This is a genomic window from Janthinobacterium sp. 344 (assembly GCF_900112025.1).
In the GTDB taxonomy this organism is placed as follows: Bacteria; Pseudomonadota; Gammaproteobacteria; order Burkholderiales; family Burkholderiaceae_D; genus Janthinobacterium.
Genome location: NZ_FOKL01000003.1, coordinates 125,403 through 137,238 on the forward strand (window position 1 = coordinate 125,403; position 11,836 = coordinate 137,238).

General features: G+C 66.5%; 12 protein-coding genes. 2 read left to right on the forward strand and 10 right to left on the reverse strand.

Going from position 1 to position 11,836, the window contains the following annotated elements; genetic code table 11:
- Nucleotide 1: 1 nt before the first annotated feature.
- On the reverse strand, nt 2-385 hold the full coding sequence (locus BM193_RS10195) for a MerR family transcriptional regulator (RefSeq protein ID WP_092797625.1): 384 nt from the start codon (nt 383-385) through the stop codon (nt 2-4).
- Nucleotides 386-455: 70 nt separating this feature from the next.
- Here BM193_RS10195 and BM193_RS10200 point away from each other — a divergent pair, with 70 nt between their 5' ends.
- Nucleotides 456-1,247, forward strand: coding sequence for an SDR family NAD(P)-dependent oxidoreductase (locus tag BM193_RS10200; RefSeq protein WP_092797626.1), 792 nt, complete (start codon nt 456-458; stop codon nt 1,245-1,247).
- Between the two features lie 6 nt (nt 1,248-1,253).
- Here the strand turns inward: BM193_RS10200 and BM193_RS10205 are convergent, their stop codons facing one another.
- The 5 genes from BM193_RS10205 to BM193_RS10225 form a co-directional block, all read right to left on the reverse strand.
- Nucleotides 1,254-2,543: an NRAMP family divalent metal transporter gene (locus BM193_RS10205; protein WP_092797627.1), complete on the reverse strand. Its 1,290-nt coding sequence runs from the start codon at nt 2,541-2,543 to the stop codon at nt 1,254-1,256.
- Between the two features lie 5 nt (nt 2,544-2,548).
- A complete protein-coding gene (locus BM193_RS10210) occupies nt 2,549-3,673 on the reverse strand; it encodes a catalase family protein (RefSeq protein ID WP_092797628.1) in 1,125 nt (374 codons plus the stop codon).
- 327 nt (nt 3,674-4,000) lie between these two features.
- Entirely contained in the window at nt 4,001-4,774 is a 774-nt protein-coding gene (locus BM193_RS10215; protein ID WP_092797629.1) for a class I SAM-dependent methyltransferase, read from the reverse strand.
- Nucleotides 4,775-4,833: 59 nt separating this feature from the next.
- The gene (locus BM193_RS10220; RefSeq protein WP_092798044.1) at nt 4,834-6,822 is read right to left on the reverse strand and encodes a c-type cytochrome; all 1,989 of its coding nucleotides are present in this window, start codon (nt 6,820-6,822) and stop codon (nt 4,834-4,836) included.
- 219 nt (nt 6,823-7,041) lie between these two features.
- Nucleotides 7,042-7,938, reverse strand: a complete 897-nt coding sequence (locus BM193_RS10225; protein WP_092797630.1) for a LysR family transcriptional regulator — start codon at nt 7,936-7,938, stop codon at nt 7,042-7,044.
- A gap of 101 nt (nt 7,939-8,039) precedes the next feature.
- On the opposite strand from BM193_RS10225, the gene BM193_RS10230 reads away from it, so the two are divergent.
- The gene (locus BM193_RS10230) at nt 8,040-9,476 is read left to right on the forward strand and encodes an amidase (protein ID WP_092797631.1); all 1,437 of its coding nucleotides are present in this window, start codon (nt 8,040-8,042) and stop codon (nt 9,474-9,476) included.
- Between the two features lie 22 nt (nt 9,477-9,498).
- On the opposite strand, the gene BM193_RS10235 is transcribed toward BM193_RS10230, so the two are convergent.
- From BM193_RS10235 to BM193_RS29080, 4 genes are all read right to left on the reverse strand, one after another.
- Nucleotides 9,499-9,921, reverse strand: coding sequence for a DUF2061 domain-containing protein (locus BM193_RS10235; RefSeq protein ID WP_092797632.1), 423 nt, complete (start codon nt 9,919-9,921; stop codon nt 9,499-9,501).
- A gap of 175 nt (nt 9,922-10,096) precedes the next feature.
- On the reverse strand, nt 10,097-10,822 hold the full coding sequence (locus BM193_RS10240; protein WP_092797633.1) for a DUF4386 family protein: 726 nt from the start codon (nt 10,820-10,822) through the stop codon (nt 10,097-10,099).
- A gap of 164 nt (nt 10,823-10,986) precedes the next feature.
- The gene (locus BM193_RS10245) at nt 10,987-11,568 is read right to left on the reverse strand and encodes a LytR/AlgR family response regulator transcription factor (RefSeq protein ID WP_254786027.1); all 582 of its coding nucleotides are present in this window, start codon (nt 11,566-11,568) and stop codon (nt 10,987-10,989) included.
- Nucleotides 11,516-11,824 (reverse strand): hypothetical protein, encoded by a 309-nt coding sequence (locus BM193_RS29080; protein ID WP_254786028.1) that lies wholly within the window; start codon nt 11,822-11,824, stop codon nt 11,516-11,518. Before BM193_RS29080 ends, BM193_RS10245 begins: the two co-directional genes overlap by 53 nt.
- Nucleotides 11,825-11,836: the final 12 nt, after the last annotated feature.

An 11,836-nucleotide genomic window follows, 5' to 3' on the forward strand; every position in this document is an offset into this window, starting at 1 on the left:
GTTAATTTCTTGCGACGGCCACGCCATCGTCGCAGCCCGTCTCCACCTTGGCCAGCGCATCGACGAGTCCGGCCCGCAGCACGGCCATCGAGCGGGCCTTGTCGTCGATCTGGGCGATTTTCGTTTCCAGCATGGCCCGCTTGGTTTGCGCATCGAGCGCATTTTCCTGCCACACGGCAATGACTTCGGCGATTTCCTTCAGGGTAAAACCCAGCGCCTTGGCGTGGCCGATCAGCTCGATGCGGCGCAAGGCCTGCGCCGAATATTCCTTGTAGTTATTCGTCAAACCCGGCTGCGGCGCCTCGTCCAGCAGCCCCTGGCGCTCGTAGAAGCGCACCGTGTCCTTGCTCACGCCCGTCAGGCGGGTAATTTCTCCGATGCGCATCGATTCCCCTTGACCGTGGACTAAAGTCGACAGTTTACAGTGGATTTCCCTTCACTACGATTCAATTGCCATGACCGCCATCAACTATACCAAGCAGACCGTGCTGATCACGGGCGCCTCGTCCGGCATCGGCCGCGTCTTTGCGGAAACCCTGGCCGCGCGCGGCGCCCATGTGCTGCTGCTGGCCCGCTCGGGGGCCGTGCTGGAGCAATTGGCGCGCGATCTTGCCCGGCGTCACGGCATCCGCGCCCATGCGCTGGTGGCCGACCTGAGCCAGCCAGGCGCCGCCGAAGCGGTGCATGCGCAGGCCTGCGCGCTGGGCATGCCACCCGACGTGCTGATCAACAACGCGGGCTTCGCCACGCATGGCCGCTTTGAGAATATCGCGCTGGCGCGCCAGTCGGCCGAGGTGGCCGTCAATTGCACGGCCCTGATGGCACTCACGCACCGCGTCTTGCCGCACATGCTGGCGCAAGGACGGGGCGCCATCATCAACGTGGCGTCCACGGCGGCCCTGCAGCCCGATCCCTACATGGCCGTGTACGGCGCAAGCAAGGCCTTCGTGCTGGCGTTCTCGGAAGCCTTGTGGGCGGAAAACCGCCGGCGGGGCGTGCGCGTGCTGGCCCTGTGCCCGGGCGCGACGGACACGGCCTTCTTCGACGTGGTGGCCGCGCCGGAGGCGGCCGTGGGCCAGCGCATGGCGCCGCAAGCCGTCGTCGACGAGGCGCTGCGCGCGCTGGACCGGGGCCGCAGCAGCCACGTGGCGGGCCGCCCCAACCGCCTGCTGGCCTGGCTGCCACGCCTGCTGCCGCGCCAGACCGTGCTGGGCATCGTGGAAGGCATGCTCAAGCCACGGACGTGATGCGCATCAAAACGCCATGGTGGCGAACATGGCCAGCACGGCCACCGCCATGACGGCCGTGCACAGCCAGCCAAGCGCCCGCAGGCGGCGTGAAATGGTGAGCGTGCCCATGATGGCGGGGCGCGAGGCCATGCCCATCATCAAGGCCATGATGGGCACGGAAATGACGCCATTGATGACGGCGCTCCAGTACAGGGCCTTGATGGGATTGAGCGGGGTGAAGCACAGCGCCACGCCGATCAGGGTGGCCGTGACGATGATGCCGTAGAACTTCTTGGCGGCCCGAGGCGCCAGTTCCAGGCTGCTTTTCCAGTGGAAGGCGCCCGCCATGGCGTAGGCGGCCGAGCCGGCCAGCACGGGAATGGCCAGCAAGCCCGTGCCGATGATGCCCAGGCTGAACAGCGCGAAGGCGAAGTCGCCCGCGATGGGGCGCAGGGCGGAAGCGGCCTGGGCCGACGTATCGATCTGCGTGATGCCTTGCGCGCCCAGGGTCACGGCCGTCGTCAGCATGATGAAAAAGGCCACCAGGTTGGAAAAGCCCATGCCGATGGCCGTGTCGAGCTTGATGCGCTGAAATTGCTTGGGCGCCTGTTCCGGCGTGCGGCGCAAGGCTTGCGCGCTGGCATCGGCCTGTAAATCCTCGACTTCCTGCGACGCTTGCCAGAAAAACAGATAGGGGCTGATCGTCGTGCCGAACACGGCCACGATCATGGTGACGGAAGCGGCCGTCCAGCCCAGCTTGGGCCAGACGGTGCGCAGCGCCACCTCGCCCCACGGAATGTGCACGGTCAGCACGGTGGCCACATAGGCCAGCAGGCCCAGGGTCAGCCATTTCAGGATGCGCACGTACTTTTGATACGGAATAAACACTTGCAGCAGCAGCGACAGCAGGCCGAAGCCCAGCGCATACAGGTGGGTGGGGCCGCCGATGATGAGGGTGAGGGCATCGCCCATGGCGGCCACGTCGGCGGCAATATTGATGACATTGGCCAGCAGCAGCAAGCCGACGATGGCGTACAGCAAGGGACGGGGATAGTGGCGGCGGATATTCGTCGCCAGCCCGTGCCCGCTGACGCGGCCGATCTTGGCGCTGATCACCTGGATGCCCAGCATCAGCGGATACGTCAGGCACACCGTCCACAGCATGCCGAAACCGAACTGGGCGCCCGCCTGCGAATACGTGGCGATGCCGCTGGGGTCGTCGTCGGCCGCGCCCGTGATCAGGCCCGGCCCCAGCTTGCCCAGCCAGGTATCGGACGGGGCGGGCTTGCCATCGGCGGGCTGGTCGCTGTGCATGCTGTCTAACTGGCAGGAAAATGATCGAGATCGCGCGGTTCGCGCACGATGTTGCCCGTGCGCTCGAAACGGAAGCGGGCCGACATCGCATACGCGGCCTTGCGCACGCGCATGATGGAACCGAGCGGGCGGTGCGCCAGCACGCCATGCCAGGGGCTGAAGGCCATGCCGTCATCGATGGCGCGCGACAGGGCCTCGCTCCAGCCCGCCTGTGGCGGGGCCGTGATGCGCGCCACGGGCAGGTAGGGGCTGTCCGCTTCCGGCCAGACGACGGAGGCATCTTCCAGCGGCATGCTGTCGATGTCGCGGCACAGCTGGATGCGCGTTTCCCAGGTGGCCGCGTGGCGGGCAAAGAAGGCGGCGACGGCCTCGCGCAAGCCGTCGGGCTTGCCATCGAGGTCGACCGGCGCGCCCGTCAATGCCGCCAGTTCCGGCGACACGGGCACCAGCGCCACCTTGGCCATGTAGGCGCCATACAGAATGGGCGCCTGGCTGTAGTAGGTTTCGCCCAGCACGTGGGTTTCCGGATGGCCACCGAGGCTTTTCAGGGTGGCGCTTTCGCCGCCCACCGCTTCGAGCGCCTTTTCCGCGCCCTGCAGCACGGTCGACAGCGCCTGTTTCAGGCGCGGCACCTTGTCTGTCGTGCCGGCCAGCAATTTCAAGCTGCCGAGGAATTTTTTCGCCGTCGGTGCAAGGAAGGCGGGACCGTTGACGAGCACGAAATCCTGCGTGCTGGCCGCCGGTTCGCCGTTGTCCGGCTCCAGGCTGGACAGCTGCGTGCCCGGCACGCCGAGCACTTTGACGGCCATGCCGCGCGGCACGGAGACGTTGTCGTCGAGGATATCGCCAGGAATCGTCGAGATGCGCATCACCACGTCGTAGGCGCCCGGCGTGCTGAACAGGCCTTGCGCCAGTTCGGGCGCCAGATTGTCCAGCACCTGCAGGCGGCCGCGCAGCAAGCCGTGGCTCTTGGCGTGCACGCTGCGCGTGGCGTGGCCGGAATCCGCATAGGTGGTGGTGGAAATGCCGCGCAGGGTGTGCAGCAGCTGCGCGCACGTCTCCTGCTCGCCTTCCTCCTCGAATTCATAGCGGGTCTCATACGGTATGGGCGGGCGGGGAATGGCGGACATGGCTTTTCCTTGTGATGGGTGAGTGTGCACCATCATTGCCGCGAACGCCACAATCTTCCGTTTGCTGCCATACACAGGCGCAAAAATAAGGGCGATGCCACCGTCCGGTGCGGGCAGCCGCCCCGCGTGGCGTACAGGCCGCGCGGGCGATCAAGGCCACGGCCGCCTCCCGCGGCGCCGTTCCGCGCAGCAAGGCCATGCCGGCGCACGCTTGATATGGCGAACTGGGCAATGACGGTTTTCCACTGCGCTGCCGAGTCGGAAGGCAGGGCCAGCCCACAATTCACGGCTTGCCCCTGTCTGGCGATGCCAGAGCCACAATGAACCCTAGCTGACCTTGTCCGCCACGAAAGCGGCCGTCCGGTAGGGCACGCTGATGCGCTCCTGGCCGCGCAAGGCTGGCTCGGCGGCAATCAGCCCGGCGATTTCATCGTCGATGCGCTGGCGTTGCGCGGGCGGCAGGGCGGCGATGAAGCTGGTCGAACGCACCCGGTTGAACAGCACGTCCTCGGGCGTGCCCGTATGTTCCTGGGAAAAATGCGTTTCCTGCAGCGCCGTGAAGCCCGCGTGGGGAAAGACCTGGCGCCAGGCGCCCGTGTAATAGCGGGGCGTGTCGCCTTCGGCCTGGTTGACGATGGCGTCCAGCCTGGCCACCCAGGGGATGCTGGCATCGCGCAAATTCCACACCAGGCCCAGCTTGCCGCCCGGTTTCAGCACGCGCAGGATCTCGTCGAGCGCGCCGGACGAGGCGAACCAGTGGAATGCCTGCGCGCAGACGACGGCATCGACGCAGGCATCGGGCAGGGGAATGGCGGTGGCCGTGCCCGCCAAGGCCCGCACTTGCGGCAGGCTGGCAGACAATTTCGCCAGCATGGCCGGCACGGGCTCGACGGCGATGACCGTGGCGCCCGTCTCCAGCAGGCGGGGCGTGAACTTGCCCGTGCCGGCGCCCAGGTCCAGCACGGTTTTTCCCGGCCCCAGGGCCACAGTGTCCAGCAGCCAGGCGGACACTTCGGGTGGATAGTCGGGCCGGCCCTTGACGTAGGTATCGGCACCGCTGCCGTAACCGTCGGCGGCCGCGTGATGGATCTGATTACGCATGCAAGACTCCTGGAATGGTCATTGGCATGAGCGTAGCAGATTACGCGGCCGATAGCGGCTCAGTAGCGCGCATCCTTGGGCTTGCCGCCGTGCGGCCAGTCCTTGACCTTGTCCGGGAAGTCCGGGCGCGGCATGTGGCTGAAGTACTCGGCCACGTCGACGGCATCCTGGTCGGACAGGCTGCCTTGTCCCAGCGGGAACTTCTGGCCGTGGCCCATCACCATATTCGCCTTGACGAAGCCGGCCGCCGTGTAGGTCCTGGCCATGCCGGCGCCGATATTGAACGAGCGCTCGCCCCACAGCGGCGGGAAGGCCACTTCGCCATCGGCGCCCTTGATGCCTTCGCCATTCACGCCATGGCAGACGGAACATTGCTCGGCATACACCTTCTTGCCATTCACGGGATTCGGCAGCAAGCTGCGGTCGATCTTCGCCACGCCGCGCCCCGGCACCTTGTCGGTCGCTTGCGTGGCGCCCTTCATCCACTCGATGTAGGCGACCATGGCTTGCAGGTCGGGGCCGTCGGCCGGCAAGGGCTTGCCATGCATGGAACGCTTGAAGCAGCCATTGATGCGTTCGCCCAAGTTGATGACCTTGCCCGCGCGCGGCGCTTCCGCCGGGAAAAATGCCGCGATGCCCAGGAATGGCGAACCGTTGGCCACCGTGCCGCCATTCAGGTGGCAGCTGCTGCAATTGAGGTCGTTGCCCACGTTGTTCGGCAGGCGCGCCCGTGTTTCCGTCATCAGCTGCATGCCGTGGATCAATTGCCTGGCGTTGGGATCGGCCATCAGGGCGGCGTAGCGGGGCGTCTCGAAATCGGACTTGCGCGCGCCGGCCAGCTGGAGCTCCTTGCGCACCTTGGCGATCTGCGCGGGCGTCACGGGCGTGCCCTGGTTGCCCCACTTGCTGCGCACAAAGGTCAGGATTTCCGCCAGTTCCCCATTCGACAGCTGGTCGTAGGCGGGCATGCCGAACGAGCGGGGCGAATGCTGCGTCACGGCCGACTGCCAGCCCGTCAGCGCGATATGTATGACGCTGGTCGGGTCTTGCGATTGCACGGAATCGTTCTGCGCCAGGGTCGGGAAGATGTTGTCCACGCCGCGCCCGTCGCGGCGGTGGCAGGTGGCGCAAAATTGCAGGTAGCCCAGGCCGCCACGCGTGTTGTACAGCGCCTGGTCGCTGGCCGCCACCACGGGCGCCGGCGCCTTTTGCGTCACTGGCGCGCCCGGTTTCGCCGGCAAGCCGTGCAAATAGTGCGCCAGCGCGTTGAGGTCGCCATCCGTGAAGTACTGCGTGCTGTGCGTGATGACTTCCGTCATGCTGCCCGCCGCCGTGCCGAAACTGTTGCGGCCCGTTTTCAGCAGGCGCACGATTTCCTCCGGCGTCCACAAGTTGCGCAAGTTCACCGCATGCCAGCCGTCAAAAGTGAAGCCGGACAGGTAATGCTTGCCGCCGCCGCCATCCTGGCCCATGGTTTTTTCCTGGAAGGCCACGCCGCGCGGCGTATGGCAGGAGCCGCAATGACCGAGGCCCTGGGCGATATAGCTGCCACGGTTCCACACGGCCGACTTGCTGGCGTCAGGCTTGAACGGCGCGTCATCGAGGAAGACGGCATTCCACAGCGACAGGCCCCAGCGCATGCTGAACGGCCATTTCATGTCCGTTGCGCGGTTTGGCTGGGCCACGGGCGCCACGCCGTGCCGCAGGTAGGCGTACAGGGCCTGCATGTCCTCGGGCGTGATCTTGGCGTAGGAAGGGTAGGGCATGGCCGGATACAGATTGTGCCCGTCCGCCGCCACGCCCTTGCGCATGGCGCGGTCGAATTGCGCGAACGAATACGTGCCCAGTCCCGTCTTCGCGTCCGGCGTGATGTTGGTGCTGTAGATGGTGCCGAACGGCGTCTTGAGTTCCAGGCCGCCGGCCATGGCGGCGCCGTTCGGGCTGGTATGGCAGGCAACGCAGTCGCCGAGGCGGGCGACATATTCGCCGCGCTTGATCAGGTCGGCGGATGGCGCCGCGGCCAGGGCCGGCATGGCGCAGAACACCATGCTGATCCAGATGAGCAGTGCCTGCAGCAGCGGAAGTGGCGGGGAAAAACGGCGGCGTGAGCCGGGAGGCAGGATGGAAGTGAAATTGGCGTTCATGATGACCCTCTATTATTGGGGCCAAGCATACGCAATCGCCATCCTCGCGCACATTGGGAGTTTCTTGTGATCAACTAGGTAATCTTGCCTAGTGTATCAGCACGCAAATTCGGGTAGGAAAGGTCACAGGCTGGCCATGATGCGCTCGCGCAGCCAGCGGTGGCCCGGCTCCAGATGCATGCGTTCGTGCCACACCATGGCCATCTCGTAATCGGGCAGGGTCACGGGCGGTTCCCACGTGCGCAGCGCGCCCAGCGCATTCTTCAGCAGGCGCGACGGCAGCAGGGCGACCATGTCGGACGCCGCCAGCAAGGGCGGGACGATGAGGAAATGCGGCACGGACAGCACCACCTGGCGCTTGCGGCCCAGTTGCCGCAAGGCCGTATCGACGGCCGTGCGGAAACCGCCGCCGTTGGGCGAGACGACGATGAATTCCAGCGCGCAAAACTGCTCGAGGTCGGGCGGCGCTTGCAGCAGCGGATGGTCGCGGCGGCCCGCCAGCACATAGTGCTCGGTAAACAAGCTGCGGTGGCGCAGGCCGGGCGGCGCTTCTTCCTGGGCCAGGAATCCCAGGTCGACCTGGCCCGTTTCCAGCGCATGCGCCATGCGCGCCGGCACGGCCTCGAACACGGCCATGCGCGACAGCGGCGCCAGCGCGCGCAAGGCTGGCAGCATGGGCAGCAGGATCGCATATTCGGTGGCGTCGGCCGCCGCCAGGTTCCAGCAGACCTCGGCCGTGGCCGGATCGAAGGCCGGTTCCGGCTGCAAGACTTGCTCCAGCTGCGCCAGCACGGCTTGCAAGGGCGCGAACAGGGCCAGCGCCCGCGCCGTGGGCAGCATGCCGCGCGGACCGGGCAACAGCAGCGGGTCGTCGAAGGCCGCGCGCAGCTTGCCCAGTTGCACGCTGACGGACGGCTGGCTCAGGTGCAGGCGCTCGGCCGCCCGCGTCACGTTGCGCTCAATCAGCAGCGCATTCAGGGTCAGCAGCAGGTTCAGATCCAGCTTACGCAAATTGTCCATGGCTATACCTAGTATTTACTTTATTCATTTCTACAATGATAGCGTAAGCGCTACAGTCGTTCCTGTGATTTTCATTCCTCATCCATTACAGGAGCAATCTGATGCAACTCCATGAATATGTTAGCTTTGATGGCCTGGGACTGGCCCAGCTGCTACGTGACGGTGCCGTCAGCGCGGCGCAATTGCAGGACCTGGCCTTGCGCGCCCTGCACGCCGTCAATCCGCAGGTCAATGCCGTGGTCGAGCACTGGCCGGCCGACCTGGCTGCAATCGATGCCGGCGCGCCATTCGCCGGCGTGCCGTTTTTGATCAAGGACGTGGCCGTCACGATGGCGGGCCGGCGCAGCGAATATGGCAGCCGCCTGGGCGCCGGCCACGTCGCCGCCTTTGACTCGCATCTGATGACGCAGTTCCGCCGGGCGGGCCTGGCCACCTTTGGCCGCACGGGCACGCCGGAAATGGCCTTTGCCACCACCACCGAACCCGTGCTGTACGGGGCCACGCGCAACCCGTGGCATCTGGCGCGCAGCGCGGGCGGCTCCAGCGGCGGCGCGGCGGCGGCCGTGGCCGCCGGCATCGTGCCGTTGGCCCATGCGACGGATGCGGCCGGCTCCATCCGCGTGCCGGCCGCCTCCACCGGCCTGTTCGGCTTCAAGCCGAGCCGCGGCAGGGTGTCGAACGGGCCCGCCATGGACGAAATCTTCAGCGGCCTGGGCGTGCAGCTGGGCGTGAGCCGCACCGTGCGCGACAGTGCCGCCTTGCTCGATTGCCTGCAGGGCGTGCCGCCGGGCGAACCGTATGTGACGGCCGCGCCCGGCCACAGCTGGCTGTCGCAGGTGGGCGTGGCGCCGGGCAGGCTGCGCATCGGCGTGCAGCGCGCCGCCTGCAATGGCGCGCGTCCCGTGCCGGCCATCGATGCCGCGCTGCAAGACACCGTGCGCCTGCTGGCAAGCCTGGGCCATCACGTGGAGGAAGTACAGCCGGCGCTGGGCGTGTCATGGGATGCCTTCGTACAAGCCAATGCGCGCATCTGGTGCGCCAACCTGGTGCCGTGGATCGACGGTCTGGCGCAGGAAAGCGGGCGCGCCATCTCGACCGACACGCTGGAAGCGTCCACCCTGGCGTGCTACCGCTACGGACAGACGGTGTCGGCGGTGGATTTTGTCGCCGCCCTCGACGTGCGCAACACCGTCACGCGCCAGGCGGGCGCCCTGTTTGGCCAATACGACGCGCTGCTGACGCCCAGCATGCCGGACCTGCCGTGGCCACTGGGACGCTATGGCGAAAAGGAGGAACAGCTCGATGGCCTGGGCTGGACGGCGCGCCTGTTCGACCATTCGCCGTACACGCCGCTGGCCAACGTGGCGGGCTTGCCGGCCATGTCCGTGCCGCTGGCGCAATCGGCCGATGGTTTGCCCATCGGCATGCAGTTCATGGCGGCCTATGCCGACGATGGGACCCTGCTGCGCCTGGCCGGCCAGCTGGAGCGGGCGGCGCCATGGCTGCACAGGCGGCCGCCCGTGTGGGCGGGAAATTAAGACCGAAATGAAGGCCAGCCGATTACAGGGCGGCCAGGCGGGCCGCGCCGCGGCTGTCCAGGCGCACACGGACGCGTTCCCACAGGCGGTCGTGGAAGGGCAGGACGATCACGTTGCAGATCGGCTCGACCACGGCCAGCAAGCCGCCAAAGGCCATGGAACCCGTGGCCCAGTACATGACGCCAAAGGCGACGCCCATGTGCAGGCAGGTCTGGCTGATTTTTTCACCGGCCAGCGCGGCAAGGCCCAGGCGGCCGGCGGCGTGGCGGCGGCGCAGCGCATGCCAGGCCTTTTCATGCCAAGGCAGCAGGGCGACATTGATGACCGGTTCGATGATTGCTGCCAAGCCACCGAGTGCCAGCGAGCCCGTCAGCAAGTAGGCGAGGCCAAAGGCGATCGACATGTGCGTACAAACCTGGCTGAATGTTTTGATGGCTGTAAACAAGGGATGCTCCTTTCTGTTGAATTCGCTTATCCTTGGAGTAGATAATAACGATTCTCATTTACAAAAAGAAGTAAAATATGTCAACCGTGTCAATAGATATTGGCTATTGATAGTAAGTATCCCATTGTTGTCAGAACCGGCGGGGGACTGCCCGCGTCCCCCGCGCTGCCACCTGTCAGCGGGCGCCAGGCGCCTGGGGCGTCGCCAGTCCCCGCAGCAGCAGCCACAGGCCAGCGAGCGGATACGCCAGGCCCAGGGGCAGCAGCAAGAGGGGCATGACCGGCAGGCCAAACAGCTCGCGTCCCACGGCGACCCACTGCAGCAGGCAGGCAACCATGCCGGCCGCGCCCAGCAGGCGTGGCATCGCACGGGCACGGTACAACAGCGTATACATCAGGAATACGCCGAGCCCGCCCAGCAGTTTGTCCGGGAAGTGGATGCCATTGCGCAAGCCGCGCAGCAGGGCGCGCGCCGGCTCGTACACCGCGCTGTCGGCGCCCGATGCGAGGAAGTCGGCGCTCAGGCTGCGCATGGCCAGCACCAGCGTGCCCTCGAACAGGCTGGTGGCCAGGGCCGCCGCCGCCAGCGCCAGGTAGCAGCGGCTCAGCAAGGGCTGCCGCCGCCCGTAGTTGCCGCGCAGGAAAGCGGCGATGAGCAGTGAAAGCAAGGCCGTGGCCAGCCCGATCACGACGATCATGCCCACCTGCAGCGGCATGCCGGCCGCCCGCAGCATGAAGCCTGGCGCGGCGAACACCTGTTCCTGCAGCTGGAAATTGGAATAGATGCCCAGGCCAAAATTAGCCAGCAGGCCCAGTCCCAGCCACCGTCCGGCCTGGTGCGGGGTCGCGTTGGCCATGGGGGCGTGGTGTTGCGTGGCAGCGGGAGCAAGAGTCGGGTACATCGTGTCGCCTTTGTCGAAGTGGGAGCCGGTGGTCCATGCAGGACCTGTCCGCGCAGTGTCGGCAAAGGAGGGCGCGGCGGCAAGCGCGATCCGACGCGCCACGCGGGCGGGGGGCCGAAGCGCGCCAGTGGACGACGGCAGGCCCGCCCGTGGCCGCGTGCGGATTAATCCGCCTTGAACAGGTGCAGGAAGGTGCGGCTGACCGGCAACACTTCCGGCCGGTGCTTCAAGGTCAGTTCGGCCGTCTCATGCGTGCCGCGCACGACCTGCCGAACGGCGTGCAGATTGACCACGACGGCCCGGTGGATCTGCTGAAACTGCTGCGTATCGAGTTGCGCCAGCAATTCCTTGAGCGTATTGCGCAGCAGCGCTTCGGCGGGCTTGCCGCCGTCGCGCCAGGCAACCAGTGTGTACTTGTCGTCGGACTTGAGATAGTCGACATCGTCGACGGGAATCAGCCGCATGGCCGCTCCCACGGAGGCGCGCAGCCAGCGCAGCGGGGGCGGCGCAGCGGCGGGCGCCGCGCGAAGGCTGGCTGCCAGTTCCTGCAACAGGGCCACGCTGGCCACGCCAGGCTGGAGGGCCGCCAGGCGTTCGCGCACCCGCGTCACGGTCCCGGCCAGGCGGGCCAGCTGCACGGGCTTGACCAGATAGTCGAGTGCGCCCTGCTCGAACGCCCGCACCGCATACTGGTCAAAGGCGGTGACAAAGACCAGGTGGGCGCGGCCAGTGTTCGAACAGCCCATAGGCCAGCAAGGCCGCCAGCGCGGGCAGCCCGACGGCCATGCCCAGATACCATAGGGGATCTTCCCAGGATAGGCTGAACAGGGCGAATTCGCCCAGCGCGGCCAGCCCTGCCACGCACAGCCGTGGCAGGGAAAAGCAGGTTCGCAGGCCATCGATGGCGGCGCGCAAGGTAAGCATGAATTCGACGGCCCCGGAAATTGCCATAAGTGCAGCAGAATAGGGCAAAGCAGGCAGTGCCGCAATAGCGGCGGCCATGAAACACGGTTT

Excerpts from the sequence above, each read along its gene's own strand:
- BM193_RS10195 (WP_092797625.1), bottom strand. The coding sequence starts at position 385 with ATGCGCATCGGAGAAATTACCCGCCTGACGGGCGTGAGCAAGGACACG.
- BM193_RS10200 (WP_092797626.1), top strand. The coding sequence starts at position 456 with ATGACCGCCATCAACTATACCAAGCAGACCGTGCTGATCACGGGCGCC.
- BM193_RS10205 (WP_092797627.1), bottom strand. The coding sequence starts at position 2,543 with ATGCACAGCGACCAGCCCGCCGATGGCAAGCCCGCCCCGTCCGATACC.
- BM193_RS10210 (WP_092797628.1), bottom strand. The coding sequence starts at position 3,673 with ATGTCCGCCATTCCCCGCCCGCCCATACCGTATGAGACCCGCTATGAA.
- BM193_RS10215 (WP_092797629.1), bottom strand. The coding sequence starts at position 4,774 with ATGCGTAATCAGATCCATCACGCGGCCGCCGACGGTTACGGCAGCGGT.
- BM193_RS10220 (WP_092798044.1), bottom strand. The coding sequence starts at position 6,822 with ATGGTGTTCTGCGCCATGCCGGCCCTGGCCGCGGCGCCATCCGCCGAC.
- BM193_RS10225 (WP_092797630.1), bottom strand. The coding sequence starts at position 7,938 with ATGGACAATTTGCGTAAGCTGGATCTGAACCTGCTGCTGACCCTGAAT.
- BM193_RS10230 (WP_092797631.1), top strand. The coding sequence starts at position 8,040 with ATGCAACTCCATGAATATGTTAGCTTTGATGGCCTGGGACTGGCCCAG.
- BM193_RS10240 (WP_092797633.1), bottom strand. The coding sequence starts at position 10,822 with ATGTACCCGACTCTTGCTCCCGCTGCCACGCAACACCACGCCCCCATG.
- BM193_RS10245 (WP_254786027.1), bottom strand. The coding sequence starts at position 11,568 with ATGGGCTGTTCGAACACTGGCCGCGCCCACCTGGTCTTTGTCACCGCC.
- BM193_RS29080 (WP_254786028.1), bottom strand. The coding sequence starts at position 11,824 with ATGGCCGCCGCTATTGCGGCACTGCCTGCTTTGCCCTATTCTGCTGCA.